The organism is Collinsella sp. CLA-ER-H4, from assembly GCF_040092395.1.
Taxonomy (GTDB): domain Bacteria; phylum Actinomycetota; class Coriobacteriia; order Coriobacteriales; family Coriobacteriaceae; genus Collinsella.
In genome coordinates this window covers 1-26,641 of the sequence record NZ_JBBNLQ010000010.1, presented here as the reverse complement: position 1 = coordinate 26,641, position 26,641 = coordinate 1, and the positions used below count along the sequence as shown (strand labels likewise).

Below are 26,641 nucleotides of genomic sequence, written 5' to 3'. Positions count from 1 at the left end.
GCAAGGAAGAGTAGGGGAGAGTTATGGCAGGCCTGTTCAACATCCTTAAGGTCACCGTCAGCGAGGACAAGATCTGCGCGCATGTGCTGGTGAACCCCGGCATGCCGCTCATGACCTCGGAGGATATCGAGGCCACGGCGCGCGTGTATTACCTGGTGCCGGCGATTGCCAAGCACCTGTGCCTGGGTGATTCCGGTCGCGAGTTCCAGGACTGCATGGGCCAGACCGAGCTCTGCCACCTGCTGGAGCACGTGACGGTTGAGCTCATGAACGAGACCGGGCTTGCCGGCAGCATCTCGTGCGGCCGCACGCGCGTAAGCGAGCACGACGAGCGCGTTTTTGAGGTTGAGCTTTCGTGCCCCGACGACGCGCTGGCCATCGGCGCGCTGTCTTCGGCCACCTTTATGATGGACTGGGCGTACCTGCACGCCGACCAGCCTGCCCCCGACGTGGAAGGCACGGTCGCGGGCCTGCGCAACCTGGTGCTGGGCATGCGCGCCGAGGCCGAGGGCAAGGATCCTCACGAGGCCGTCGCCGCTGCGAACGGCGAAGATGCTGCCGAGGCCGAGGGCGCTGACGAGGGCGATGTGCCGGTCGACGCCGAGCCCGTTGCCGATGCGACCGCCGAGCCCGTTCCCACCGAGCCCCAGGGCGTCCCCAACTTTGACGACGAGCCCCAGGTGGCGATTGATACCGAGGGCGCGGTTGCCGAGAACCACGAGGCCTCCGCTGCCGTCTTTGGCGGTGCGGCGACGGTTCCGGCAGGACCTGCGCATGAGGGCGGCCTGCCGCTCGTGGACGGCGCCGGCGAGGACCCGGGTGCCACGGTGGCCATGCCGGCTATGCCTCAGGAGTAGGCCTACGCGTTTATCACCATCACGTACCTGCGCCTTTGCCGTACGCAGATGAGCGGAGCGGCAAGTGATGCGCTGCGGGTATAATGGACAGCATTCAAACGGTGGGCACCGACGTGCCCGCAGGAGAGGAATGATCATGGGTAAGACTTTCAGCTTTGTCTCCGGCGCACTTTTTGGTGCCGCTGCCGGCGCTATTGTCGGCGTTGCTCTGGCCCCGCGCTCGGGCGCCGAGACCCGCGCCATGGCTGCCGATATCGCCAACGACGCCTGGGACAATATGCGCGACACCTACGAGCACAGCGCCGAGGAGGCCCGTGCTGCGGTGAATGACTTTGGCCCGATGGTCGACGCCAAGACCGACGACCTGCGCGCCAAGGTCGACCTGGCCCGCGAGCGCATGGACCAGCTGCGCGAGCAGCTCAACGACGCCATTTCGGGCGGCAACGTGACGCCTGCCGCCGACGTCGTGGTCGAGAACGCCGTCGAGGCTGATACCGAGGCTGCGGAGCCCTCGACCGAGGCATAATGCGCGCCGGGGATTTTGTCGGCGCCAAGATCTATCGCAAGCCTACCGAGGACAAGCGTACCAAAAAGGACGGCACACCGCGCAGCCCTAAAAAGCTCGGAAAGATTCACTTTCCGGTCTTTACCCCGGGCGGTACGCGCGTGGTCGGCTTTATGGTCCGCCAGTCCGATATCGCGGGCATGATCGAGCGTCCCGACCGATTCGTAGCGCTCGACGCCATTGGTGTCTACGAGGGCGCCATTGCGGTCGATGACGTCAAGGACACGTACGATGCCGCCGCTGCCAAGCGCCTCGACATCAACCTGGACGATTGCATCATCTGGGTCGGTATGGACGTGCGCACGGAATCGGGCGACGTCGTGGGCTATTGCTCGGACGTTGAGTTCAAGCCACGCTCGGGCATCGTGCAGGCATTCTATGTGACCGCCGGTGCTGCTTCGAGTGTTTTGGTTGGTGACACGCAGGTGCCGCCGACGATGCTGCGCGGCTATGCGGACGGCGCGATGATTGTTTCGGACGAGGTCAAGTCGCTCGGGTATTCGGGCGGTGCGGCTGCCAAGGCCGCCGAGGCCAGCGTCGTGGTGGGCGACAAGGTCAAAAAGGGCGCCAAGGTGCTCGACGACAAGGGATCGGTTGCCGTGGACAAGGGCAGTCGCGCACTGGGCAAGCAGCTCGGCAAGACGCGCGGCATGTTCAAGGCCTTTAAGGACGAATACCAAAAGGCGAGCGGAGGCTCGTCAAAAGCTACAAAATAGCGACGTACCAAATGATGGGAGGCAAGCCGGAGACCTGTTGCTCCGGCTTGCTGTGTTTATGGGGGAGGGCACATGCGCCAAAACGGATCCAACTTAAACGGGCGTTCGGGTGCGCGTCCGACGGCGCGCCGCGATCTGGGGCAGCTGCCCAGCGGTCAGCGCAAGCGTCACCGTAAGCCCGGCGCGATGTATCTCAACCATAGCCGCGGCTTTAGCGACCGCAGCGCTCGCATCGGCAACAACCGTACGCCCCGTCGTTCGTCTCGCCTGCCCTATGCGCTCATTGCCGTGGGCTGTGCGCTCGTGCTGTTTATTGCTGCCGTCGTGGGCTACGTCAACCGCAGTGTGGACGTGGAGCTCAACGGCCAGAAGACCGCGGTGCGTGTGGGCTCTACGCTGCAGAATCTCATCGACGACCAGGAGTTGACTGACACCTACGACGCAGGCGACCTGCTGGCCGTCGATGACAGCGTGCTCAAGCGCCATGGGGGCGAAAAGCTGTCGGTGAAGGTCGACGGCAAGCGCGTGAAGCAGGGCAAATGGGATAGCCGCGAACTTGAGGGCGGCGAGAAGGTGACGGTCAAGGATGGCCGTAACACCTACGAGAAGCACGAGGTTCAGGCTACGGTTATCGAGCCCAAGCTCAAGGTCGAGGGTACGGGCGCTATCGAGTATGTGCAGACGTGGGGCGTCCAGGGCCGCTCCGAGGTGTGGGTTGGTGAGCAGTCGGGCAAGACGCAAGACCGCGGCGAGGTTGTGCCCGCCACCGATTGCGTTGTTGCGTGCGCCAGCGTGGCGCCCAAGGGCAACAAAAAGTACGTGGCGCTGACGTTTGACGAGGGTCCGAGCGGCGCTACCAAGCAGATTTTGCAGGTGCTCAAGGAAAAGGGCGTCACCGCGACGTTCTTCCTTTCGGGCGATGCGGCCGAGGCCTCGCCTGCCACGGCCAAGGCGATTGTCGATGCCGGGTGCGAGATTGGATCCAACAGCTACAGCGACGATTCGCTCAAGGGTCAGGACCGTGAGGCGGTGCGCGAACAGATCACGAAAGGCACCGATGCGATTAAGTCGGCGACCGGCGTGAAGACGATGCTGCTGCGTGCTCCCTACGCTGCCTTTGACGAGCAAAACTGGATTGATGCGATGGACCTGGTCTCCGCCGTGGTCTCGTGGAATATTGACTCGGGCGATTGGCTGCTCAACGGTGCCGACGAGCAGGTCTCGACGGTGCTCGATTCGGTGACGCCGGGCAATATCGTGCTGCTCACCGATAGAGACGAATGCGCCGGGCAGACGCTCGAGGCGCTGCCGCAGATTATCGACGGCCTCATTGCCGACGGCTACAAGATCGTGACGCTCAGCGACCTGGTCAAGACGGACACGTCGCTGAGCAAAAAGCTCACCTCGCTGACGAAGGCCATCATGCCCAAGGACGCCGTGTTCCCCCAACTTGCCGAGGACGATGACACCACAGAGTAGTTATTGGGTAGTCATTTAAGAACGTCCCCAATGACTATGTCACGGATACGTCAGCGTTTGGTATGCCTGCAATGTGCAGCGCATAAATTCGATGTCGCCGGGCGATGCTGATGCTATAGTTACTGCGGTTAATGAGGGTCAAGAGAAAGGTTAAAGGTGAAATCCAAACCTCGACCATACAGTCGATGACCCCATGCAGGTGCTTTTTGCGCATGCACGGGGTGCAAGCGTCGAGTGGCGTGCCGCCCGCGCATGCGTATACATATCCAGAAGCCCCCGGACGCCGCACGCGCGGTTGCGTCCGGAGGAATAATGATGGGGAGCACCATTGAATTATCTGAGTGAGATGCTCAAATTGCCGGTCTTGGACGTCGACGGCGAAAAGCTCGGCGTGGTCAACGATTTTGGCATTGCTACCGGCGAAGTTTTTCCGCACGTGACGTCGCTCGCGTTCCGCGGACCCGGCAAGACGCCGTTTATGATCAGCTGGCGCAAATGGGTCGACCGTATCGACGAGACGGGTGTACACCTTAAAACGTCGGCCACCGAAATCCGTTTTTCGTACCTGCAGCCGACCGAACTCCTGCTCGCCCGCGACGTGCTCAACAAGCAGATTGTCGACACGCAGGGCATGAAGGTCGTGCGCGTAAATGACATCAAGTTTTCCATGTCGGGCGAAAATCAGCTGCGCCTGCTGGGCGCCGAGGTCGGTGCCCGCGGTCTGCTACGCGCCATCAGCCCTGCGCTCGAGCATATCGTCGAAGGCTTTATGAAGCACCTGGGCAAGCCGCTCAGTGAGGACATCATCGCTTGGTCCTACATGGACCTGCTCGACCGCTCGACCAAGAACATTCAACTCTCGGTGTCGCACAAGACGCTCGGCGAGCTGCACCCTGCCGACATCGCTGACATTATCGAACAGCTCGACCCGCGCCTACGTGCGCAGGTGTTTGCGCAGCTCGATACTGCCCAGGCCGCCGAGGCCATCTCGGAGTTCGATGACGACGAGCTCATGACCGAGATGCTCGAGGGCCTGTCCGACACGGACGCATCGTCGATGCTGGCCATGATGGACCCGGACGATGCAGCCGACCTGATCGATGAGCTCGATTACGAGAAGGCCGAGAAGCTCCTGCGCCTGATGGGCGTCAAGGAGGAGAAGGCGATTCGTAACCTGCTGGGGTATGAGGACAACACCGCCGGCCGCATCATGACCTCGGAGTTTGTCTCCCTGCCCGCCACGGCAACGGTCGGTGACGCCATCGAGGCGATTCGCGAGCTCGACGAGGACTTCGAGAGCGTCTACTACGTCTATACCGAGGATCCGAGCGGCATGCTGACCGGCGTGCTTTCGCTGCGCACGCTGATCGTAGCCGACCGCGACGCCACGCTGGGTCAGCTGGCCTATCGCGACCTGGTCTATGTGTCGCCCGACGAGGACCAGGAAGACGTGACGGACGAGATGACCAAGTACGACCTGGTCGCTATCCCCGTCTGTGACGAGAACCGTCATATCCTGGGTATCGTAACCTTCGACGACGCCATGGACGTTATTGCCGAGGAGCATCAGGAGGACCTGCAGATCGCCGGTGTCGGTTCGGGCGATAGCGCGTCCGACGACTCGACGAACGTGCTCAGCTGGTTCGTACATCGCCAGTACTGGGTTGTTGTATGGGGCATCGCGTCGTGCATCATGGCGACCGTGCTGGGAACGGCGCTCGGCTCCGCGCATCTGGTGGTGTTCCCCATGTGCGCCATGCCGCTCGTACTGCTGGCGGCCTCGCGCATGGTGTCGTTCGTCAAGAACTACTTCTTGGAGTATGACGGTCACGACGACGAGCCCAAGCCGTATCTGGGGTTCTTCTTCCAGAGCACGGGCATGGGCCTGATTCTGTCACTCGTGACCTACCTGTGCGCTCAGCTGGTGCGCACCGCCGCGTTCCCCGATGCGCCCATGTTTGAGGAGCAACTCTTTACCGGGTGCTTTAATATCGCTGCCATCATTTGCCTGGTTGGCAACATGAGTGCCGTGATTTACCTGATGGTGCTGTTCTGGCGTGACGAGCATGACCTCAACACGTCGGGCACCGCCATGAACGTTATTGCCGTCATGATCTCGTGCGTAGCGTACTGCGCCGCTGCGGTGCTGCTCACCATGTCGGTCATTGGTTAGGTGGTCGCGTGCAAAATACCAAGCAAAAGTCGGGCACCAAGCAAAAGTTGACCATCGCGGCCATCTTTGGCGCTATGGGTCCCGGTCTGCTGGCGGCGCTTTCGGGCAATGACGCCGGCGGCATTGCAACGTATTCCAGCGCGGGCGCCAGCTATGGCTATAAGATGCTCTGGATGCTTCCCGTCATGACTGTGCTGCTCATCGTGACGCAGGAGACCGCGGCGCGCTGCGGCTGCGTCACGGGCAAGGGCCTGGCATCGCTCATTCGCGAGCGCTTTGGCGTGCGCAAGAGTGTACTTGCTATGGCGGCGCTGTTGATCGCCAACACGGCTGTGACCATTTCGGAGTTTGCGGGCATCGCCAGCGGCCTTGCTCTCTTTGGCGTGCCGGCGAGCATCTCGGTGCCGTTGGTGGCGCTGCTGGTGTGGATGCTTACCATGTCGGGTAGTTTCCAGCGCATCGAGAAGATTCTGCTGCTGGTGAGCTGCGTGTTCGTGACCTATATCGTCGCTGCATTTATGGCTGGCCCCAACTGGGGTGAGGTCGCGGTCGACCTGGTCGTGCCTAACATTCAAAATGACCCCAGCTACGTGTCGCTCGTGGTCGCAACGATCGGTACCACCATCGCGCCGTGGATGATCTTCTTGGCGCAGAACAACGTGGTCGATAAGAACGCGGGCGAGGACGATATCGTGCTGCAGCGCATCGATACCGTGAGCGGCTCGCTTGCCGCCGATGTCATTGCCGGCTTTATTATCATCACGACCGGTACGGTGTTGTTCCCGGCGGGTATTCAGATTAGCGATGCCGCTGATGCTGCCCGCGCGCTGGAGCCTATTGCGGGTCAGTGGTCCACGGTGCTGTTTGCCTCGGGCCTGGTCGCGGCGAGCTTCTTGGCCGCCTGCGTGCTGCCGGGCGTTACGTCGAGCGCTATCTGTGAGGCATTTGGATGGGAGCGCGGTGCCGACCGCAGCTGGGACGAGGCCCCGGTCTATCGCGGCATCATTACGGCCATCATCGGTATCTCTGCCGTGCTGGTGCTTATGCCCGGCGTCGATCTGTTCCAGATTATGATGACCTCGCAGGTCATCAATGGCGTGCTACTGCCCGTGGTTCTGGTGTTCCAGGTGGTTATTGCCGCTGACCGTCACATTATGGGCACTAACCGCAACGGCCGCGTGTGGAATGTGCTCACTTGGGCGACTATCGGTGTGATTACGGTGCTCACGGTCGTCATGTTTGTGCTGCAAGCGATGGGCTACAGCGCTTAACGCCCACTTTTGCTTCCGAACAGGCCGCAGCCATGGGCTGCGGCCTGTTTTTGTCTGCTATAGGGTGTTAGTTATATGTCAGTGGGCAAAAAATGCCAAATATGAGTACTGTTGCTAAGTGAATAGCATTTACATTCAAGAAGATAATAAACATAACCTATAGTATGTTCATTAAAATTGGCTCCAATACGCCTTAAACCAGTCAGGTTGGCTGTCTTAGGGGGTTGTAGGGTTCGCTCGGACGTCATTTTGGGTGGTTTTGCCTGCTACTAAAATGGTAACAGTACTCATATTTGCCCTTTTTTGCCCACAGACCTTTGAGGGTGCGGCGAAAAGGGCTTGTTTTGATTGTTTGGGGCAGGCACGAGGCGCGGAAACGATGTCTGGAGCGACGGAGCGGCCTGGAATTCATCCGTAGAGGTCTTCATTGGCTGCGCCAGGAGTGTCCCTAACTGCCGGAGGGGGTGTCTGCCGTGGCAGACACCCCCTCCGGATGTGGGAAGTTTGCGCTGCAGGTTACTTGTCGGTGCCCAGCTTGTGCGGCTTGAGAGCGAGCGCATTGACGAGTGCGTCGGTGGCAGACTTGACGGCTGCCGGCTGCGGATCGTTGACGTGATCCTCGGGGTGTACGGGCAGGTCCTTCTTGACGGCATCGTGGATCAAGTTGAGGTACTCAGTCACGCCAGTGGTCGATAGATGCGTGCCATCGCCATCGAACAGGTCGTTGCGGTTGGCACTGTATCCGTACCAGTCGATAACGCGTACGTTCTTGTAGCGCGTAGCGGCGTTGGCGATGGCCTGGTTGGTAGAGCCAACCCACGGCTGCGGGCTGCGCGTGTTCACAAACACCACAATACGCTTATCTCCTGCATCGGCCATGATGGCGTCGATTTGGTCGTCGGTTACCAAGCCGTTGGTGCCCAGCGCAAAGACCACGATCTTGCCGGCAAGGTTCTGTTGAAGATAGCCCTCAAATGTCGCACGGCCCGCATCGAACTGGCGGCCCTTTTCGGCATCGATATGGCTGTGCGGGAACACGCCGTCAAAGGTGTCCACGGCACGCAGCGACACGGAGTCACCGATCATCAACAGGTCGTAGGAGCCATCGGGGAAGCCGTCGTTGTCCTTGTCGGTGTCGTCGGCCGCCTGCTGGTCGGTGGGCGCGGTGTTTTTGGCTTCCTTGTTCAGAACCTCGGCGCCCTCGCCGCTCAGCGCAGACGTCTCGGGCACAAAGATCAGGCCGCCCAGTGCAACGACCAACACGACAGCGCAGGCTGCGCAGACGGGGACGTGTGCGCGTGCCCAGTTGGCGGGCGTGGTGGTGCCATCGCGGAATTCGGCGACGGTGCGACCGAAGGCGCCCTTTCTAAACGGTGTCTCGATAAAGCGATATGAGCATTCGGCCACGGCGACCACCAACAGCACCTGCAAAATGTACTGCCACCAGGGCGTATCGTTGATGTTGGCGACCGGGTTCATGAGCAACAGCAGCGGATAGTGCCACAGGTAGATGCTGTACGAGCGCTTGCCAATCCACACGAGCGGCTCGGCGGACAGCGCGCGGGCAACCATTCCCTGGGGCTGCACGCAGGCGGCAATAACCATGAGCGTGAGGATTGAGCACAGCAGCGTGCCTCCGCGATACTGGAACGGAGTGTAGCCGTTGGTGAGCGCGACCATGGCAGCAAGGCCAACCAGACCCACGACGCCCAGCGCATCGATGGATGCGGGCGAGGACCAAAAGCGCACGAGGGCGCTCGGCTGTGCCGGGGCGGTCTCGGCTGATTCGTCGGCCTTCTCGCCAGGCTTGCCCTCGGCGTTCTTGCCGTGCTTGGCGGCGCCAGCCAGGCGATTGAGCCCCAAACAACGAGCGAGACGCACCGGCGCCAGGTCGCGATCGGGGATAAAGGCCATCCAGGCGCCCAGCAGCAGCGAGAACACGCGGGTGTCGGTGCCGTAGTACACGCGGCTGGGGTCGGCGGCAGGGTTGTAAAGCACCATCATGGCTAGGGCAGATACCGCGGCAAGGCCCAGAACCACGCGGCGCGTGTTGGGCTTGCTCACATGCATAGATACCATGGCAAACAGCAGTGGCGGCCAAATCAGGTAGAACTGTTCCTCGATGGCAAGCGACCAAAAGTGCGTGAGCGGTGAGGGGTCGCCCAGAGCATTGAAGTACGAGACGTTTTGGGCAATCTGCCACCAGTTGTTGAAGAACAGCAGCGACGGCAGGATGTCGGGGCGCATCTTGGTGAGCATCACGTGGTTGAAGATGGTGCACAGCGCGCAGGTCACGAACACTACCGTTACCACGGCAGGGACCAGGCGACGGATGCGGCGAATCCAGAAGCTCTTAAGGTCGATGCGGCCGGTCTTAGCGACTTCGTTGAGCAGCAAACGCGTGATCAGATAGCCCGAAAGCACAAAGAAGATCGTGACGCCGAGCAGGCCGCCCTGAGCCCACGTGAGGTTGAGGTGATAGAGCACCACCGCGACGACGGCGAGCGTACGCAGACCGTCGAGTGCAGGGATGTAGCGGGACTTGGGGCGAGCAGGCGTCTGCTCCGCGGCGGGAGTGTTGGCGCGGCCCGCGTTGTTGGCAGAAGCGCGATGGGGGCTCGCGGTGCGTCGCGGTTCGTTGGCACGGCGTTCGCCCTTCACGCGTTCGTGCGGCGCCGGCTCGTTGCCCGTGCGGCGTCGACCGCGCGAGCCCGATTGCGAGAGTTGTTCCATAAAACATCATCCAATGACGAGAATAATCAGCACGCCTTCATTGTAGCTGCCTGCTCCTGTGAATGCTTGCTGCTGGCGCAAGCTCAAGCACGCGTCCACATCAAAGTGAACTAAAGTTATAGGGGGTGCGAGAGCGCACGATCGACGGCCGGCGGTGGGCACAAAGCCTAAAGACGAGGAGGTTTCCATGGCGGATCACAGCATCGTTGCGGTGTTCGGCAGCATGAACATGGACCTTTCGGTGGCGTGCGAGCGCATGCCGCGCGCGGGCGAGACCGTCGGCGGCAGCGGTTTTATCACCAACGCCGGTGGCAAGGGCGCTAACCAGGCCGTCGCCGCCGCGCGCATGGGTGCGCGCACGTGCATGATCGGCGCGGTTGGGCGCGATACGTTTGGCGATGCGCTGGTGGCGGGACTTCAGGATGCCGGCGTGGGCGTTGAGTTTGTGGCGCGTCGCGATGACGTGGAGACCGGTACCGCGACCATCATTCGCTGCGAGAGCGATAACCGCATCGTGCTGTCACCGGGCGCTAACCATGCGCTTGCGGGTGAGGATGTGGCCTGCGCGCTGAGGCGTCTGGTGGCCCATGAGCTCGACGGCGACGCCAGCGAGATTGCCCAGGCTGCCGGAAGCGTCTTTATCGCCCAGGGTGAATGTGACCTTGCAGCGACGGCCGATGCGCTTGTTTGCGCTCACGAGCTGGGGTTCTATGCGGTCTTTAATCCGGCGCCTGCTTGTGAGTTGCCTGCGGAGGTCTGGCCTGCGGTCGACTTGGTCTGCCCCAACGAGACCGAGTGCCAGGTGCTGACGGGCATTCTGCCCACGGATGATGCGAGTTGCGTCGCCGCGCTCAATGCGCTGCTCGACAAGGGCGCCGGAGCTGCGGTCATCACGCTGGGTGGTGCCGGCTCGGTTACGCTCGGTGATGACGGCGAGCTGCTGCGCATGCCGGCGCTTTCGAGCACGCTAGTCGATACCACGGCCGCCGGCGATACGTTTATCGGCGCGTTGGCGGCGGCTCGCCTAGAGGGCCTGCCGCTCTTTGAGTGCATGGCCGCGGGTGCTCGCGCCTCGGCAGTGACGGTGTCGCGCCTGGGCGCTCAGCAATCGATTCCCACGCGCGCCGAAGTTGAACATTGGTTTGGTTAAACGATAAAGACGGAGAAGCGGAGTAGAACAATGGCAATCAAGAAGCTGATCCTTGATCTGGATATGGGAGTGGACGATGCGATGGCGCTGGCCTATGCCATCGCGAGCCCCGAGGTAGAGCTCGTGGGCATCACCACGTGCTTTGGCAACGTGCGCGTCGAGCAATCGGCGCACAATTGCCTGGCGGTGCTCGATCTGCTGGGTCGCCCCGAGGTTCCGGTGTACCTGGGTGCCGACCGTCCTCTGCAGGCGACTGAGCCCTATACGCCGCCGGCGTCCACCGCGCTCATTCACGGCAAGAACGGCATCGGCGGCGCGAGCGTGCCCGCGTCGCCCTACGAGCCGGTGGGGGCGACCTCGGCCGACGGCAACGCTGCGGTCGATTATCTGATCGATGCCGCGCGCACCTATGGTCCCGATCTGGTCTACGTAGCGACTGGCCCGCTCTCCAACCTGGCGCTCGCCCTGGAGCGCGATGCGGCGGCGATGATGTCCATCGGCCGCGTGGTCGTGATGGGCGGCGCCCTTACCGTGCCCGGTAACGTGAGCGCGGGCGCCGAGGCCAACATGGCGAGCGACCCCGAGGCAGCCGACGCGGTGCTGCGCTCGGGCCGTAAGCTCACCATGGTGGGTCTGGACGTGACGCATCGCGTGGTACTCACACGCCGCGACATTGCCGGCTGGACGGGCTCGGGCACCATGGCGGGATGCGCATTTGCGAGCATGGTCGAGCACTACATTGGCTCGTACGAGATGAACGCACCCTACCTGGGTGGTTGTGCGCTGCACGATCCGCTGGCCGTTGCCGTGGCGATCGACCCCACGCTCGTAGGTGCGCTCGGCTGCAACCTGCGTGTTGATCTGCTGGGCGAGTACCGCGGTCGCACCATCTGCGATGAGCGCCGCCTGTCCGATCCGGACAAGAGCGCGCTTGTGGCACTGACCGTGGATGCTCCGCGCTTCCTGTCCGAGTTCAAGACGCGTATGGCCCGTGTCCTTGGCTAAGTTGTCTTTTGGACGGGGCTTTTTTGACTGGTATGATTGGTGCGACCATTCGAACCAGCTAAAAGAGCCCCGTCCCAATTTGACTATCGAGAGGATCTGCCATGGAGCGCATCGCCAGCTTTTCCGTTGATCATCTGCTGCTTGAGCCCGGCGTGTATGTGAGCCGCATCGACCGCGATCCGGCGACCGGTGCCGCCGTCACCACGTTTGACCTGCGCCTGACCACGCCCAACAAGGAGCCGGTCATGAACACGGCCGAGTGCCACACCATCGAGCACCTGGGCGCGACGTTCCTTCGCAATCATGCCGAGTGGTCGAGCCGCATTGTCTACTTTGGCCCCATGGGCTGCCGCACGGGCTTTTACCTCGTTGTGTTTGGCGAGGTGACGAGCGAGGAGATCCTGCCGCTCGTGCGTGAGCTGTTCGAGTTTGTCGCCGACTTTGAGGGCGATGTCCCCGGTGCCGCTCCCGAGGAGTGCGGCAACTACCTGGACCAGAACCTCCCCATGGCAAACTGGCTCGCGCGCCGTTACCTCGACCGCGACCTGGCCGATATCGACGAGAAGCATCTGCACTATCAGCAGGCGTAAGGGCTTTGTCGTCCAAACGCGCGCATTGGGCGCCTTTTTGTTGATTGGTCGGGACGAGCGTTCAAAATCGCTCATGTTTGTTCTAGAATGTTCGTATAGTCACATTTACGAACAGGAGTGAACATGCATATCTACTCTGTCAACGATCCCGAGTTCAAATCCTATGGCAACGTTTGGGATGACGTTCCGTCTGAGCTCACGTCGCCCGTGCTCGAGGCGCTCTCTGCCACGCCCATCCCCGAGGGCAGCAAGTACGTTGCAAGTGCGCCGGAGCTCGAGGGCGTCAAGGATGCCGATAAACTGGGCTTTCTCATGTTTGGTGGCCGTCCCTTCCAGCTCGGCTGGTGCAACGGCCACAACACGCGTCTCAACTGCCTGGAGTACCACCGCGCGAGTGAGTTCAACCTGGGCGCGCGCGACTTTATCCTGCTCGTGGCGCATCGCTGGGAGATCGAGGACGGCAAGCTCGATACCGCGTGCGTCAAGGCGTTCCGCGTGCCGGCGGGCAAGGTTGTCGAGGTTTTCAACACCACGCTCCACTACACGCCGTGCATGGTCGACGACGGTGGCTTCCAGGTGATGGTGGCGCTTCCCGCCGGCACCAACGGCCCGCGCCCCGAGGCCGCAACCGACATGCCTACCGCCGGTGACAGCTACTGCTACTGGAAGGCCGACAAGTGGGTTCTCTGCCATGCTGACAGCCCCAAGGCTGCCGAGGGCGGCTACGTAGGCCTCATTGGCAAGAACCTCGACATCGCCTGCGACTAGAATCTTCTGTCTCGATATGTAACATCTGGCGGGCCAAATCGTCTCTACCTGTTACAGATTTAGACAAACTGCAGGGGCTGCCCGAAAGATCTCGATCTGTAACACCAGGCCCGGTTTTGGCGGCCTAACTGTTACAGATCGAGACAAACGGGCCCAAACCACCACAAAGGTGCCTGTCCCCATTGCGGTGGCTGCCTAGAGTTGGCTGCGCAGATAGTCAGCCATATATGGAACGGCGAAACGCACGTAACCGCGGCGCGCCTGTTCGATTACGCCGGCGTCGATGAGGCGCCGGCGATACTTTTGCGCATAGTCGGGTGTGACTGACATACGTTTCGCTACATCGGAAATGCGCGAAACGGCGTCTTCGTCATCAGTCATTGCGTCGAGAAACGCGACGTCTTGGTCCGATAGCGCGGCGAGCGTCGTTTCACAAACATCGTTTTCGAAATCGGCTTTTGACGCTTCGATAGCTCCGTCGACTTGCTCTGGCGTTACGTGTTCTCCTGTCTTGCAGCGATTGCCGATGTTATAGCCGATGAGCTGCAGCATATAGGGCGAGCCTTGGGTTGCGCGAGCGGCACGGAGGCGAAGATCGCCTGGAATATCAAGGTCGAGCTCTTCGAAAGCCCGCTGATAATAGGCATCGACATCTCCGACTGAAAGCGGTTCGAGCGTGACCTTGCGAGCGCGGTTGAGAAATGTCAGCACGCGGTCATTGAGCGTTGCACAGACGGCTCCCGGGAGACCTGCCATAACAAGCGCGACGTTGAGTCCCTCACCGACCAGCTCTTGATAGGCGGTGACGAGCTGTCTAATCTCAGGTGAATTAGCTTGGAGCTCATCGATAAGGATGAGGATGCCGTGCCCCTGCTCGGTCAGCTTGCGCGCCAGCTGCGTGAGTTTGAACTGGAAACTCTTGGTCTCCTGCACATCGCGTGTGAACTCGAGACCGGCTGAGAAGCCGAAGACGCTCAAGCTACCGCCAGAAAGTTTGGGGAGATGACGCTTGCTGACATAAGGCTCGCCTGCTTCTTGGATTTTTTCAACAATGCGCTCAAGCATATCTTCGGAGGCTACGGTGGGTGTGGCGACAACAAAACCGAGCTTGCGTGCGCGGTCGGCAAGTTCCCACAGAAGAACCGTCTTGCCGCTGCCTCGCTGGCCGAGCATGAGCATGGCTCGGTCTCGATTGCCCGGCTCCTGCTCAAGACCGGAGATGAATGTCGAAATCACGTTCCCGCGACCCACCAGATAGGACGGGCGATTTCCAAATGAGGGGGAGAAGATGGTTTCAGTCATAAGTCTCCTTTCCTTTTTTTCCTATTTTTTCCTTTCTTTCCTATTCAGTCAAATGAATTGCTGAGCGAAGGCGGTTACGTAGGCCTCGTCGGCAAAACCTCGACATCGCCTGCGACTAGAATCTTCTGTCTCGATCTGTAACATCTAGCGGGCTAAATCGTCTCTACTTGTTACAGATTTAGACAAACCGTAGGGGACAGACCGAACAATCTCAATCTGTAACACCAGGCCCGGTTTTGGCGACCTACCTGTTACAGATCGAGACAAACCGCCCCCAACCACCACAAAGGTGCCTGTCCCCTTTGTGGTGGATTGGGCGGGCGGGTATCAGAAAGTGTCAGGCGGGGGCGGCTGCTGGGCCGCCGTGTGCGAAAAGAAGTATCGGCCCGTGCCGTTGCCGTTGAGCGACGCGTTGTTTGCAGGGATACTGAACCTATGACAACAGCGTGCGAAGGGGTTGATACATGGCTTTCCGTAATGACTTCCTGTGGGGCGGCGCGACGGCTGCCAACCAGTGCGAGGGCGCCTACGACGTGGACGGCCGCGGCCTTGCCAACGTGGACGTGGCTCCGCACGGCCCCGAGCGCTATGCGGTGGTCTCCGGCCAGCGTAAAATACTCGACTTCGAGGACGGCTATTACTATCCCGCGCAGACCGGCATCGATTTCTATCACCACTACAAAGAGGACATTGCTCTCTTTGCCGAGATGGGCTTTAAGACCTTCCGTATGAGCCTGGCTTGGACCCGCATCTTCCCCAACGGCGACGAGACCGAGCCCAACGAGGCCGGCTTGGCCTTCTACGAGGACGTGTTCCGCGAGTGTCAGGCGCACGGCATCGAGCCGCTCGTGACCATCACGCACTTCGACTGTCCGATTCACCTCATCAAGGAGTACGGCGGCTGGCGCAACCGCAAGCTCATCGACTTCTACAAGAACCTCGCGACCACAATCTTTACCCGCTACAAGGGTCTGGTGAAGTACTGGCTCACCTTCAACGAGATCAATATGATTCTGCACCTGCCGTTTATGGGTGCCGGCTTGGTCTTTGAGGAGGGCGAGAACAAGGAGGCTGTCGAGTACCTGGCCGCCCACAACGAGCTCGTTGCCAGCGCTTGGGCAACCAAGATCGCTCACGAGATCGACCCCGAGGTCAAGATCGGCTGCATGCTTGCCGCAGGTAGCTACTACCCCTACAGCTGTCGTCCGGGCGATGTGCGCCAGGCGCAGCTCGACAACCAGGACAATTACTTCTTCGTCGACGTTCAGAGCCGTGGCTACTACCCGGCCTATGCCGTCAAGAAGCTCGAGCGTCTGGGTATCGATGTGGGCATGACCGACGAGGACCGCGAGATCCTGGCCGCCAACACCGTCGATTTCATCAGCTTTAGCTACTACAGTACCCGTTGCTCCGCCGGTGCCGATAACCCCGATGTCGAGCGCACCCAGGGCAACGCCTTCGCCGGCGCCAAGAACCCCTACCTGCAGGAGAGCCAGTGGGGCTGGGCCATCGATCCGCTGGGCTTCCGTATTACGCTCAACGACCTGTACGACCGTTATCAGAAGCCGCTGTTTGTGGTTGAGAACGGTCTGGGCGCCAAGGATGTTGTCGAAGAGGATGGTTCCATCAACGACGACTACCGTATCGACTTCCTGCGTCAGCATATTGCCGCGATGCGCGATGCGGTGACCGAGGACGGCATTGACCTGCTGGGCTACACCACCTGGGGCCCGATCGACCTGGTATCCGCCGGTACGGGCGAGATGTCCAAGCGCTACGGCTTTATCTATGTGGACCGCGATGATGCGGGCAACGGCACCCTCAAGCGCTCCAAAAAGAAGAGCTTCGACTGGTACAAGAAGGTTATCGCTTCTAATGGTGAGGACCTGTCCTAAGGAAGCTGAGACACTCGACTTCAGAGTCTCCTGACCAAGACGCCCGGCGAGTATGTGCTCGCCGGGCGTCTTGCCGTCTGCGGATTTTGGGACATGCGGCCCGCTTTTTCGACCCATCTGTCGGTACACTAAAAGCACTATGGGTACCCGCGAGCGACATATCGGCCACGCGGCCGCCCGATCCGCTCCCGTGGCGGATCCCAGGGGTGGCAGGCTCTTCGCCATGCCGCGATTCCTTGTTGGCATAACACATCAGGTGTACCGCCACCGCGTCTTTGCTATCGCCGGTGTCATCACCGCGCTGTTCCTCATGCTTTTGGCAGTCTTGCCGGCGCTGTTCGCCTTCGACCCCAAACTTTCTAACGCCGTGCCCGCCTATAGCGAGGTGTCCGAAGAGGTCGTGGATGCGCTCGTCCATTCGAGCTCTCTCCCGCTGCTTGTCGCCGCAATTATATTTTCGATCTGGGGCGTATCGGTCTATCTGCGCTGTTTGGACTATGTGTTGCGCCGCCGCCTTGTTGCCATCGCCTCCATCTGCGCCCTGTGGATGATCGAAGTCATTCTCAAGTACAAGTCGTTCACGCCGTTCTATGCCACCGTGCTGTGGTACCTGTACTACGTGCCCATGACGCTCATTCCGCTGCTCTACCAGTTGTGTGGTCTGCGCCTTGCGGGCCTGGAGCAACACCGCCTGGGTCGCCGCTACTGCGCTGCGCTGTGGATTGTGGCCATCCTGCTTATCGGATTTGTGCTCACCAACGATTTTCACCAGCAGGTCTTCCGCTTTGACCGTACGAGCGACACCTGGAGCAACGATTACACGTACGGCTGGGGTTATTTCGCTGTCCTCGTGTGGACGGCCTTTGACTTCGTGGCCTTTTTTATCCTGGTTGGTCGGTCCTCGTCCTTTCGCATCCAGCGTTTCTCGGGCACGGCGGCGCTCGTACTGCTGGGTGGCGCATTCTTTGCCATCTCGTATGCGTTGCGCGTGCCCTGGGCATGGAGGCTCAACTTCTCGCTCGTCTATTGCGTCTTGTGCGTGGTGGCGATGGAAATCTGTCTCGATTGCGGTGTCATTCCGTCATATCACGACATCGCCGGCATTTTCGACACCTTGCCGCTCGACCTCAAAGTTCTAACGCGCGACCTGCAGGAGGTCTATGCCACGCCGGTGTCAAAGCCAATGCCGGTAGGCGTGCGCGAGGAGTTGCGGACCCAGGAGCACGGCCACGCCCATGCCTTTGCCGTGGCGTCCGATCCCGATGTGATGTACCGTGCCTTTCCACTGCTGGGCGGATCGGCCCTGCTTGCCCAAGACGTGTCGGAGCTCAACGAGCTTAACCGTGAGCTGGCACATCGTCGCATGGAGCTGCAGCGTCAAAACGAGCTGCTCGCCGCCGACTACGACCTTAAGACGCATTTGGCAGATCAAGAGGCCGAGACCTTGCTGGTCCAAGACGTGGACCAGGCGATTGCCCGCGCGCTCGAAGGGATGTACGACCTGCTGAGCTCGCTGCCGCCGTTGACCGACGAGGCGTCTTCGCACGAGCGCTACCGCATGCTGCAGCGCGCCAAGATGCTCGTCGCCTATTGCAAGCGCAAGGGGTCGCTCACGTTGGCACAGCACGGGGAGAGCGGTTTTGATCGCGACCGCATTCAGCTCATTGCCAACGAGCTCGCAAGCGACCTGCGCACCATCGATATCGACTGCGCCTCGATTATCGCCATACGGCGCCCGTTGCATGCCAGTACGGTAAGCGCCCTGTACGACTGCGTGTATGACTTTGCGTTTTTTGCCTACACCACCGACCATCCGGCGCTTATGTATCACTTGGGCGACCATGACCGATGCAGTGTCGAGCTGCGTGCCACGCTTTTTTCCAACGATGATGAAGATCTTTCGCAGACGCTCGCTGCGCAAGAGCTCGAAAGCGCTCTGCAAGGGCGCAACGTGGCATACCGCCTTGAGGGCGAGCCCGGCCAGCTGCGCATGATCGTCTTGATGCCGAGGGCGGGTGAGTGACGATGCAGATTTCGCTCATCCTTCCCCAAATCGTTGCGCTCGATGTTGTCTTTGCCCTGGCTGCGTGTCTGCAGACGATTCACGTCCCGCTCATCTCATCGCGCCGCTCGTCCTATAACCGTAAGGTGATTTGCGCCTACGAGGCGAGCCTCGTGCTTCACCTAGTTATTTCGGCGCTCATCTTGTTCGCGTCGTCTGGCTCGTATCTGGTGGCGCCGCTTGACGTTTGCGCCAGGGCAATGGACGGAGTGCCGTGGCTCAATGCCGCAATCTTTGCCTATGGCGTGGTGCTTATGGTGCGCTATCGTCGCCCCGTCATGCTGGTCGAGCTGCTGCTTGTTGTCGCCGTTACACCGCCGGTGGTTTTTGCCATGGGCTCGGCGTGGACCGTTGTCCTTATCGCAGAGGGAGCGTTCTTCCTGTTCCGTTCCATCGCGGGGCTCTTGATGGACGTCCGTAACCGCCAGGAGGATATCACCGCGTTCTCGACGATCGAGACCATCAACGTGATTCCCGTGGGCATCCTGTATCTGGACCCGAGGGGCCGTCCGCTGCTCATGAACCGCTGCATGCGCAAAAACCTGGTGGAACTTCATATGCCCACCGACCTAGGCGATATGAGCGGCACATGGAACGGTCTGCGCAAACTCAGCATGCAAATGCCCGAAAGCAGCCAGAACCGTGTGCGGATTAATCTGGACCGCTTTGGTGAGGCGCGGGCGGTGGTCGAGGTTTCTCCCGCCGAGATTCGCTTGTTTGTGCACGATGACGTTATGGTTTCGGGCCGCCTCTTTGAGCGCATTATCGGCCTGGATGTAACAGAGTATGCGCATGCTCATGATCGCCTGGCGCAAGCCAACCACCTGCTTGAGCTTGCGGGCCAAGAGCTCCAAGCCCAGATCGAAGAAGTCAAAAAAGTTGCTGACAATGCGGCCTATCTGCGTATGCGCGCTCGCGTGCACGACGTGATCGGGCAGCGTCTGTCCATCCTCCATCGTTATCTGGAGGAGGGGCGCCTGGATGACGAGTCACTCGAGCAGATCGACCCGCTGCTGCGCTCAATCGCTGCCGATCTGCGCAGCGGGGGCGACGCCGAACCGGCAGAGCAACTGGGCGATATCGTCCATGCCTTTGGTCTGGTGAGCGTGCAGATCGATGTGGAGGGCGAGCTGCCAAGCGACGCGCGTGTCGCCGCAGCCTTTCTGCAGATTATCCGCGAGGCCTCGACCAATGCCACCAAGCATGCGCAGGCGCATCGGGTCCATGTGCGCCTGTGGCGGGAGACGTCGGAAGGCAGCGCTGTTGCGCGGATGACCGTTTCTAACGACGGCGCGCCTGCACCCGTATCGTATCGCGAGGGAACGGGTATTCCAGGTATGAGGCATGTCGCGCAAGATCTGGGCGGCTGCCTGGAAGTCCATGCCGCCCCGCCCTTTACGCTTGCGGTGTCCATCCCGCTCAACGCCAGCGCCACAGCTCAAAGGAGAAACTCATGATTCGCGTCCTTATCGTCGAAGACCAGGCTATCTTGCGCGAGAGCCTGGCGCGCTCCGTTGGCGACCAGCCCGATATGACCGTTGTTTCCGCCATTGCCGATGCTTCCGAGGCCTTGGGTGTCGCGCTCAAGGAGCGCCCGGACATGATACTGATGGACGTGTGCACCGAACACGATTCAAACGGCATCGTGGCGGCGGCGCGCATCAAGGAGCAACTGCCCGAGTGTCGCATCATTATCATGACCGGCATGCCCGAGATCACCTTTGTCGATCAGGCCCGCGAGGCGGGCGTCGACAGCTTTGTGTACAAGAACGTCGGTATCGACGAGCTGTTCGCCGTGATGCGCTCCACGCTGGCGGGCTATTGCACGTTTCCCAAGCCGCCCGAGAGCATTTTTTCGGGCACGGCGACCCTCGACGATGTCGAGCTGTCGATTTTGCGCCTTGCCTGCGAGGGCAAGAGCCGCCGCGAGATCGCGGCCGAGCTGTTTATGAGCGAGGGCACCATCAAACGCCGCATCTCGGAGATTCTCAACAAGACCGGCTACGACAACATCATGCGCCTGGCCGTGCATGCGGTGACCGAAGGCAGCATCGTCCCCAACATGGAGCGCCCGTAGTCGGTGTGCCGCCCGTGCTCCAACGCCGAAGATAGGTCGCCCGCCGTTTTGCATCTAAAAACGGCGGGCGACCTGCTTGTATGGGCAGCGCTGTCGGCATAAAGCGGCGGGGCCGCAGGATCATTTCCTGCGGCCCCGCCTGGCATGTGCGCGGATATGTCCGCCAATCCGCGGCTATCGGTGTCTGCCGTTACGCGATGGTTGCGCTGTAAGAGGCGACGTCCTCGTAGGAATCGGTCAGGTAGGCGTCGATGCCGATGGTCGTGTTGACCAGGTCGTCAAGGCTGTCAAGCTCGCCGCTCGAGAACGTGAATTCCTCGGTGGCGCTGGTGCCGGGCATCAGGTTAGCCGAGAACCAGGGTTCCTTCATAGTGCCGTTGACGTTGGTCTTGCCGGAAGGAGCGTAGAAGGTCAGGTCCTTGTCGCTCTTGTTGGTGATGTTGACGACAAAGCCGATGTCGCCCCAGTCGTCCTTGAACTTCTCGGTGATGGTGATGGTGCACAGATCGTCATCGGCGACGGTGACGGCGGGGGAGATTTCGACACTCTGGACGTCGTCGTCTTCGACGGCCTCATCGATCTCCTCTTCCTTCTCGGCCGCCTCGCGATCCTTCTTCACCGTACCGGACAGGTCCTTGTCGGACTTGGTAAAGACAAGATTGCCGTCATCTTCTTCGAGGATGAGTTTGCCGTCCTTGAGCTTCATGTCGTGCGACTCATCTTCGGCGGTGATAGTTACGGTGGTGGCGTCCTTTGCCTCCCATTTAAGGTCGACGACTTCAAGGAACAGGTCGAGGGCGCCTGTACCGTCCTCATCGAGAATCAGGACGCAGTGGACACCCCAATCCTCGAGCATCTTCATGTACTCATCGGTCAGCTCTTCGCCATCCACGGTTCCACCCGAGAGTTCCCAGCTGCCGACGAAGTTGGCCTTGGGGTCTTTGCCGCCGCCGCTGCAGCCCGTCAGGGCAAAGGCGAGCGCCAGGACGCATGTCAGGAATGCAAGTACGGACTTTTTGAACGTTGTCTTCATGGTGTCCTCCTTCTTGTGTGAAAACCCATAGAAGCAAATGCGGGGGTGGCGGATCCCCCGCCAATTACCAGATAGAGGGGCTAGGGCCGGGGCGTTCCGCAGTTGCTGCAGAACTTGCCGCCGTTTTCGCTGCCGCAGTTGGGGCAGAACCACTTGGTCGGTGCCGGGGCGGGTGCGGGACTGCCGCACTCGGAGCAGAACTTGCCGGTGTTGGTGGCACCGCAGCTGCAGGTCCACGTGCCGGCCGCGGGGGCAGCGGCAGGAGCCGGCGCGGGGGCGGGTGCCGGAGCCGGAGCCGGCTGCGGGGCGGCCTGCTGCTGTGCCTGGCCGGCGGCGAACAGCTGGCTGGCGTTCATGCCGCCCATGCCACCTGCCATGCCCATGCCCATAAAGCCGGCCATCGCGCCGTTGGGGTTGGCGGCTGCCGCGCGCATCGCGTCGCTCTGGGCACTGGCGATGTTGGCGGCCGCCATGGTGGGATCACGCATGACCGCGGCCTTCTGCAGGTCCTTGATCATCTGCTCGTCCTCTTGCGAGGCGGCGATGGAGTTGACGCCAAAGCTCACGATCTCGACGCCGCGCAGGTCACGCCAGTCGGCAGAGAGGACCTCGTTGAGCGCGCGGGCGAGCTCGGTGGTGTGGCCGGGGATGGCGCTGTAGCGGATGCCCATCTCCGAGATCTTGGCAAAGGCGGGCTGCAGGGCGGTGAGCAGCTCGGACTTAAGCTGGCTGTCGATCTTGTCGCGCGTGTAGCTATCGGTCACGTTGCCGCATACGTTGGTGTAGAACAGCAGCGGGTTGGTGATGTGGTACGAATACTCGCCGTTGCAGCGAACGGAGATGTCGACGTCCAGGCCAATGTTGTTATCGACCACGCGGAAGGGCACGGGCGAGGCGGTGCCGTACTTGTTGCCGATGATCTCCTTGGTGTTGATGAAGTAGACGCGCTGGTCCTTGCCCGCGTCACCGCCAAAGGTAAAACGGCTGCCGATATTGGCGAAGGTCTCCTTGATGGAATCGCCCAGGTTGCCGCTAAAGACGCTCGGCTCGCTGCCGGTATCGAAGACGAACTCACCGGGCTCCAGCGCGACTTCGATGATCTTGCCGTTTTGCACCACGAGCATGCCTTGTCCGTCGTTGACGGCGATGACCGAGCCGTTGGAGATGACGTTGTCCTCGCCGCGCGTGTTGGAGCTGCGGCCACCGGTACGTTTGCTGCCCTTGCAGGCCAAGACGTCAGCAGGCATCGATTCGCAGTAGATAAATTCCTTCCACTGGTCGGCCATGACGCCGCCGGCAGCTCCCAATCCAGCTTTCAAGAGTCCCATGGTGATCTTCCTTTCTCGTCAAAGGCCAGGTGGTATTGGTTGGATTGCTTAGTCGTCCTTGTCGTCTTTCATGACAACGGTGGTCTCGGTGTGGCTGAAGGTGTCGTGCTTCTCGGTCAGGTCGAGCTCACCACAATACTCATCGGCACAGGTTGCTTCGTTGGCCGTCTTGAGCTGGCCTACCAGTAGCACGTCTCCGATAATCACGATGATCAGCGGCGCGATGATATTGATGAGGATGCCCTCGATATCAAAGGTGAGGTAATCCGGATCGAAGGCGTATTCCCCCATAAAGAGAATCTGGGAGAGGATAAATCCGATCACAAAGAACAGCACCGAGGCGATGGCGAGCTTGGGCTTGGAGCAGGGGAGCTCGCCGACCAAGCGGCCGGTCTGGCCGTTCATGGCGAACAGGTAGCTCTTGCCGTTCCACGAGGTGGAGAGCATCCAGACGGGGAACAGGGCGTAGTCGCTGTCTTCCCAGGTGTAGTCGAGCTGCTTGCTTTCGACCGTGGCATCGTCGTATTCGTCGACGACGGTCTCGCGCAGGGCCGAGATCGTGCTTTCTTCCATGCGGCGCTCGGCGCGCGCCTTGCAAGTCTCGCAGTCCTCGTCGTAACGGTTGGCGATGTAGCCGGGCATATATGCGACCGAGAACGGACGCAGTGCGTCGTAGTCAAACGGCTCGATGGCGTCCATGTGGCCGTCGGGCATCTTGGACGATCCGTCGACGGGCACGCGCTTAAACGAGATATTGCCCTTGCGATAGGCATCGTAGTGGTCGGTGGTCGTGACGGTGCGGTCGGATTCCTCGGTCACGGTCTCGTTGGTCGCGTCAAAGTACACTTCGCCGTCCACGCGGGCGCCGTAAAGCCAAAACGGCACGTAGACGCCTTGGACTTCGTCGATGTGGTTGCCGGTGACAAAGCTCTTGGGCAGCAGGATCTTGCCCTTGTAGTGCTCTTTGAGCGCGGCCATAACGTCGTCGCGGCCGAGCTTAAACGGAATCACCAGGTCGGGCGAGAAGTCGCCCGAGAGCTGACCGGGTGCCACGGCGGGGTTGCCGCAGTACGGGCAGGTGGTAACGGCGACGGTGCCATCCGAGATTAGCTCGGCGCCGCACGACGAGCAGATGTAGCCGGCGTTTTGGGCGAGCTCCTGCACCGCGTCGTCGGCGACGGGCTTGGGCGTTGCGGCTGCTGCATCGGCTTTGGCATCTGCCTTGTCCTGGCGCTCGCGATAGAGGGCCTCGACTTCTTCGACTTCAAAACGAGAATCGCAGTAGTCGCAGACGAGCTTTTGCTCGGCACTGGCAAAGTGAAGGGGGCCGCCACACGCGGGGCATTGATAGTTAACGCTCTCGAAGGCCATGATCGGTCCTTTCGCTGCCGGAGGCTATGCGCCGATGGCGCCGCCGCAGTATTCGCAGCGCCCGCTGGCATCGGGAATGGTGGTGGCTCCGCAGAAGGGGCAGGTCACCGCGGTCTTGGGGGCCTTGGCGGCCACGACGCTGTCGCGCGTCTCCTGGCGCAGCTGCACCAGCGCATCGCGGACCTCGGTTGCCTGGCGCTTGGCCTCGCGGTATTCGATGGAGCCGCGCTGATCGATGGTGGAGTCGTTCACGCGCAGGTTGATCTCGGTAAAGTACGGCGTGTTGACATGGATGGTCAGATTAAAGTCGTAATCCAGGTCGTAGCGCGGCGGGTTGTAGCTCTCGCGCTCGCCGTCCTTGGTCTCGCGATAGATCTCGGTGCGCTGCTCGTCGATATCCATATCGCAGCCGAGTACCTGCGAGAACTCGATGATGTCGGGATTGGCGTCGCGCCAGCGGCTCTGCGAAGTGATGATCAGCAGGCCCGCGTCCTCATCGAGCATAATATTGGTGCGCCCGGCAGAAAGCGTACGCGTGGGGTTGAACGACGCCAGGCGCTCGGCATTGGCCTCGCGGTAGGCGAGTTGCTCACGGATATCGTCCGCGGTGCTGGAGCGATAGCCGTGAAAGTAGGGGGAGAGCTTGCCGGCGCACTCTTTGCACAGGTAGCCTTCATTGATTTTTGTCTTACCTAGAAGTCCCAGCTCGGTACCGCAAATCGCGCACTCTTTCTTCTCGAACATCTTGTCAAAGAAGCCCATGGCTGCCTCCCATCAACAGGTAGCGTGTGTCACTTTTGATGATGGGGGAGTGTGCGATCCTTCGCGATACCCAGACGGCTCAAGGAGTCTCCACAACTGGGACACATGGCCCATTTTTGACTAGTCGTTGGGGACGTTCTTAAACGACTAGTCGCGGGGGACACTCTTCGGCTACTCATTGGGGACGTACTTAAATGAGTGGTAGTTGGGGACACTCCTGGCCGAGCTAGAGATCGCGCGCGTCCCTTCTGGTCCATGCGGCTCAAAATCGCGGCGTGATGTGGACGGCTGGGGACGAATTGGCAACATTTCGAGCCTGGCTTCGATATTGAGACTGGTTCTTTATTAAAATAGATTTCCAGACAATTGAGCGGCCGGGGGTTAACCATGAGGGGCATGGGAGACACAACCACATATCTGCGTCGGGGCATTCGGGAGATTATATGCCTGGCGCTGTTCTTCTTCACGTTTTTGGCGTGCGAGTATCTCTTTGATGTGCGCATGGCCGAGTTCGTGTCTCCGAACGAGGTCGTTATTTATGAGAGCCTTGTCATCGGCGCGAGCGTGATTGGCTTCTTTGTGCGTCCCATTCTGTACTATCGCCGTCCCCATGCTATCGACGCAACGAGTGACGTCACGGGCGTTTTGCTGGTGGCGGCATTGCTGCTGTTGATTATGGCGGTTCAGGTTGAGGTGGTAATTGCCGGCGGTTTGGTGGCGTGCTGCGCGCTGGGCTACTGCGGATCGACTGCTCATGCAAATTTTGCGAGGCGCTTTGCGCGAACGCCCTGCTTGGCGCGCGCCGCCGCACTTTCTTACGCCATGGGCGTTCTGGTGCAGGTTCTCAACCACATGGTGATGCCTGTCGGCATTCCTCAGCAGGCTGTTCTGGTCGTCTGTGCGATCGCGCAGGTGGCGTTGCTCCACGGTGCCCGACGCGCCAAGCTGCGCGACGAGTCCGACCCCAACTTTGAACCCAGTGCTGCCGGGCTTTCGGTAGATGCTCTGGAATATGGCGCCAAGTGGCATGACGATCCCGAGGCAAAGGCGGCATTCCGTCGCGCCGTAGTTCGCCTGACCGTGGCGACGGCGTATCTTTCCAGCGTATTCGCCGCTCTCAACGCGGGCTTCACGACCCTGCATGCTGTCGGAGCCGTCGATTTGGGCGATTGGCCGCGCCTGCTGCTTGTCGTGAGCTCGTTGGCCGCTGGCGCACTATTTGACCTGCACGGCCGTTCGTATATGAATATTGGCATGACATGCGCCGCCATGTTGTCCACGCTTTCGTTCTTTGTGCTCATTGTCGACGGCAATGGCGGCAACGAGCTCGCTGCCACGATCATCTTTTATTTGGGCTCGGGCTTTTTCGTGGTGTTCGGGACCTCGGACGTTTTTCCGGACCATGTCCCGGCGCTATGCCGCATGGCCCCTCTCCTCGCGATACTCCCTAATGGTCTTCCATCCTAGGTCCTTCTTGAGCTTGCCGTCCCTGTACCACTCGATA

The 26,641-nt window shown here is 60.7% G+C and carries 21 protein-coding genes; 15 read left to right on the top strand and 6 right to left on the bottom strand.

Annotated elements, in window-relative coordinates:
• The first annotated feature begins 23 nt into the window (after positions 1-23).
• The 6 genes from AAAX34_RS07250 (at position 24) to AAAX34_RS07225 (ending at position 7,061) form a co-directional block, all read left to right on the top strand.
• Positions 24-857, top strand: a complete 834-nt coding sequence (locus AAAX34_RS07250) for a hypothetical protein (RefSeq protein ID WP_229058903.1) — start codon at positions 24-26, stop codon at positions 855-857.
• A gap of 136 nt (positions 858-993) precedes the next feature.
• Positions 994-1,383, top strand: a complete 390-nt coding sequence (locus AAAX34_RS07245; RefSeq protein ID WP_035136593.1) for a YtxH domain-containing protein — start codon at positions 994-996, stop codon at positions 1,381-1,383.
• Positions 1,383-2,138 (top strand): hypothetical protein, encoded by a 756-nt coding sequence (locus AAAX34_RS07240; protein WP_006235736.1) that lies wholly within the window; start codon positions 1,383-1,385, stop codon positions 2,136-2,138. Before AAAX34_RS07245 ends, AAAX34_RS07240 begins: the two co-directional genes overlap by 1 nt.
• A 72-nt stretch (positions 2,139-2,210) precedes the next feature.
• Positions 2,211-3,617, top strand: coding sequence for a polysaccharide deacetylase family protein (locus tag AAAX34_RS07235; RefSeq protein WP_349110626.1), 1,407 nt, complete (start codon positions 2,211-2,213; stop codon positions 3,615-3,617).
• 328 nt (positions 3,618-3,945) lie between these two features.
• Complete coding sequence (locus tag AAAX34_RS07230) at positions 3,946-5,790, top strand: CBS domain-containing protein (RefSeq protein ID WP_271737750.1); 1,845 nt, start codon at positions 3,946-3,948, stop codon at positions 5,788-5,790.
• 74 nt (positions 5,791-5,864) lie between these two features.
• Complete coding sequence (locus AAAX34_RS07225; RefSeq protein ID WP_117637211.1) at positions 5,865-7,061, top strand: Nramp family divalent metal transporter; 1,197 nt, start codon at positions 5,865-5,867, stop codon at positions 7,059-7,061.
• A gap of 516 nt (positions 7,062-7,577) precedes the next feature.
• On the opposite strand, the gene AAAX34_RS07220 is transcribed toward AAAX34_RS07225, so the two are convergent.
• Positions 7,578-9,794 carry an acyltransferase family protein gene (locus AAAX34_RS07220; RefSeq protein ID WP_349110622.1) on the bottom strand — a complete coding sequence of 739 codons (2,217 nt, stop codon included), beginning with the start codon at positions 9,792-9,794 and terminating at the stop codon, positions 7,578-7,580.
• A 187-nt stretch (positions 9,795-9,981) separates the two neighbouring features.
• Here AAAX34_RS07220 and AAAX34_RS07215 point away from each other — a divergent pair, with 187 nt between their 5' ends.
• The 4 genes from AAAX34_RS07215 (at position 9,982) to AAAX34_RS07200 (ending at position 13,307) form a co-directional block, all read left to right on the top strand.
• Positions 9,982-10,944 carry a ribokinase gene (locus AAAX34_RS07215; RefSeq protein ID WP_225094091.1) on the top strand — a complete coding sequence of 321 codons (963 nt, stop codon included), beginning with the start codon at positions 9,982-9,984 and terminating at the stop codon, positions 10,942-10,944.
• Between the two features lie 30 nt (positions 10,945-10,974).
• Complete coding sequence (locus AAAX34_RS07210; RefSeq protein ID WP_138374336.1) at positions 10,975-11,949, top strand: nucleoside hydrolase; 975 nt, start codon at positions 10,975-10,977, stop codon at positions 11,947-11,949.
• Positions 11,950-12,050: 101 nt separating this feature from the next.
• Positions 12,051-12,539: an S-ribosylhomocysteine lyase gene (locus AAAX34_RS07205; protein ID WP_117798872.1), complete on the top strand. Its 489-nt coding sequence runs from the start codon at positions 12,051-12,053 to the stop codon at positions 12,537-12,539.
• Positions 12,540-12,662: 123 nt separating this feature from the next.
• A complete protein-coding gene (locus AAAX34_RS07200) occupies positions 12,663-13,307 on the top strand; it encodes a DUF4867 family protein (protein ID WP_349110619.1) in 645 nt (214 codons plus the stop codon).
• A 195-nt stretch (positions 13,308-13,502) separates the two neighbouring features.
• On the opposite strand, the gene AAAX34_RS07195 is transcribed toward AAAX34_RS07200, so the two are convergent.
• Entirely contained in the window at positions 13,503-14,609 is a 1,107-nt protein-coding gene (locus AAAX34_RS07195) for an ATP-binding protein (RefSeq protein ID WP_117848350.1), read from the bottom strand.
• 464 nt (positions 14,610-15,073) lie between these two features.
• Between AAAX34_RS07195 and AAAX34_RS07190 the strand changes: the two genes are divergently transcribed.
• The 4 genes from AAAX34_RS07190 to AAAX34_RS07175 all read left to right on the top strand — a co-directional run bounded on the left by AAAX34_RS07190 (position 15,074) and on the right by AAAX34_RS07175 (position 20,643).
• Positions 15,074-16,504 (top strand): 6-phospho-beta-glucosidase, encoded by a 1,431-nt coding sequence (locus AAAX34_RS07190; protein WP_349110617.1) that lies wholly within the window; start codon positions 15,074-15,076, stop codon positions 16,502-16,504.
• Between the two features lie 223 nt (positions 16,505-16,727).
• On the top strand, positions 16,728-18,527 hold the full coding sequence (locus AAAX34_RS07185; RefSeq protein WP_349110615.1) for a histidine kinase N-terminal 7TM domain-containing protein: 1,800 nt from the start codon (positions 16,728-16,730) through the stop codon (positions 18,525-18,527).
• The gene (locus AAAX34_RS07180; RefSeq protein WP_349110613.1) at positions 18,524-20,023 is read left to right on the top strand and encodes a hypothetical protein; all 1,500 of its coding nucleotides are present in this window, start codon (positions 18,524-18,526) and stop codon (positions 20,021-20,023) included. Before AAAX34_RS07185 ends, AAAX34_RS07180 begins: the two co-directional genes overlap by 4 nt.
• A complete protein-coding gene (locus AAAX34_RS07175) occupies positions 20,020-20,643 on the top strand; it encodes a response regulator transcription factor (RefSeq protein ID WP_195361880.1) in 624 nt (207 codons plus the stop codon). The genes AAAX34_RS07180 and AAAX34_RS07175 overlap by 4 nt, the downstream gene beginning before the upstream one ends.
• Before the next feature lie 190 nt (positions 20,644-20,833).
• On the opposite strand, the gene AAAX34_RS07170 is transcribed toward AAAX34_RS07175, so the two are convergent.
• The 4 genes from AAAX34_RS07170 to AAAX34_RS07155 form a co-directional block, all read right to left on the bottom strand.
• A complete protein-coding gene (locus AAAX34_RS07170) occupies positions 20,834-21,676 on the bottom strand; it encodes a hypothetical protein (protein WP_349110611.1) in 843 nt (280 codons plus the stop codon).
• Between the two features lie 80 nt (positions 21,677-21,756).
• On the bottom strand, positions 21,757-23,004 hold the full coding sequence (locus AAAX34_RS07165) for an SPFH domain-containing protein (RefSeq protein ID WP_349110609.1): 1,248 nt from the start codon (positions 23,002-23,004) through the stop codon (positions 21,757-21,759).
• Positions 23,005-23,052: 48 nt separating this feature from the next.
• Positions 23,053-24,375: a hypothetical protein gene (locus AAAX34_RS07160; RefSeq protein ID WP_349110607.1), complete on the bottom strand. Its 1,323-nt coding sequence runs from the start codon at positions 24,373-24,375 to the stop codon at positions 23,053-23,055.
• A 24-nt stretch (positions 24,376-24,399) separates the two neighbouring features.
• Positions 24,400-25,137 (bottom strand): DUF4428 domain-containing protein, encoded by a 738-nt coding sequence (locus tag AAAX34_RS07155; RefSeq protein WP_349110605.1) that lies wholly within the window; start codon positions 25,135-25,137, stop codon positions 24,400-24,402.
• A gap of 396 nt (positions 25,138-25,533) precedes the next feature.
• On the opposite strand from AAAX34_RS07155, the gene AAAX34_RS07150 reads away from it, so the two are divergent.
• Entirely contained in the window at positions 25,534-26,604 is a 1,071-nt protein-coding gene (locus tag AAAX34_RS07150) for a hypothetical protein (protein WP_349110603.1), read from the top strand.
• The last annotated feature ends 37 nt before the right edge of the window (positions 26,605-26,641 follow it).

What these genes read in the sequence shown, in the direction of transcription:
- AAAX34_RS07250 (WP_229058903.1), top strand. Translation starts at nt 24, where the DNA reads ATGGCAGGCCTGTTCAACATCCTTAAGGTCACCGTCAGCGAGGACAAG.
- AAAX34_RS07245 (WP_035136593.1), top strand. Translation starts at nt 994, where the DNA reads ATGGGTAAGACTTTCAGCTTTGTCTCCGGCGCACTTTTTGGTGCCGCT.
- AAAX34_RS07240 (WP_006235736.1), top strand. Translation starts at nt 1,383, where the DNA reads ATGCGCGCCGGGGATTTTGTCGGCGCCAAGATCTATCGCAAGCCTACC.
- AAAX34_RS07235 (WP_349110626.1), top strand. Translation starts at nt 2,211, where the DNA reads ATGCGCCAAAACGGATCCAACTTAAACGGGCGTTCGGGTGCGCGTCCG.
- AAAX34_RS07225 (WP_117637211.1), top strand. Translation starts at nt 5,865, where the DNA reads ATGGGTCCCGGTCTGCTGGCGGCGCTTTCGGGCAATGACGCCGGCGGC.
- AAAX34_RS07220 (WP_349110622.1), bottom strand. Translation starts at nt 9,794, where the DNA reads ATGGAACAACTCTCGCAATCGGGCTCGCGCGGTCGACGCCGCACGGGC.
- AAAX34_RS07215 (WP_225094091.1), top strand. Translation starts at nt 9,982, where the DNA reads ATGGCGGATCACAGCATCGTTGCGGTGTTCGGCAGCATGAACATGGAC.
- AAAX34_RS07210 (WP_138374336.1), top strand. Translation starts at nt 10,975, where the DNA reads ATGGCAATCAAGAAGCTGATCCTTGATCTGGATATGGGAGTGGACGAT.
- AAAX34_RS07205 (WP_117798872.1), top strand. Translation starts at nt 12,051, where the DNA reads ATGGAGCGCATCGCCAGCTTTTCCGTTGATCATCTGCTGCTTGAGCCC.
- AAAX34_RS07200 (WP_349110619.1), top strand. Translation starts at nt 12,663, where the DNA reads ATGCATATCTACTCTGTCAACGATCCCGAGTTCAAATCCTATGGCAAC.
- AAAX34_RS07195 (WP_117848350.1), bottom strand. Translation starts at nt 14,609, where the DNA reads ATGACTGAAACCATCTTCTCCCCCTCATTTGGAAATCGCCCGTCCTAT.
- AAAX34_RS07190 (WP_349110617.1), top strand. Translation starts at nt 15,074, where the DNA reads ATGGCTTTCCGTAATGACTTCCTGTGGGGCGGCGCGACGGCTGCCAAC.
- AAAX34_RS07185 (WP_349110615.1), top strand. Translation starts at nt 16,728, where the DNA reads ATGCCGCGATTCCTTGTTGGCATAACACATCAGGTGTACCGCCACCGC.
- AAAX34_RS07175 (WP_195361880.1), top strand. Translation starts at nt 20,020, where the DNA reads ATGATTCGCGTCCTTATCGTCGAAGACCAGGCTATCTTGCGCGAGAGC.
- AAAX34_RS07170 (WP_349110611.1), bottom strand. Translation starts at nt 21,676, where the DNA reads ATGAAGACAACGTTCAAAAAGTCCGTACTTGCATTCCTGACATGCGTC.
- AAAX34_RS07165 (WP_349110609.1), bottom strand. Translation starts at nt 23,004, where the DNA reads ATGGGACTCTTGAAAGCTGGATTGGGAGCTGCCGGCGGCGTCATGGCC.
- AAAX34_RS07160 (WP_349110607.1), bottom strand. Translation starts at nt 24,375, where the DNA reads ATGGCCTTCGAGAGCGTTAACTATCAATGCCCCGCGTGTGGCGGCCCC.
- AAAX34_RS07155 (WP_349110605.1), bottom strand. Translation starts at nt 25,137, where the DNA reads ATGGGCTTCTTTGACAAGATGTTCGAGAAGAAAGAGTGCGCGATTTGC.
- AAAX34_RS07150 (WP_349110603.1), top strand. Translation starts at nt 25,534, where the DNA reads ATGGGAGACACAACCACATATCTGCGTCGGGGCATTCGGGAGATTATA.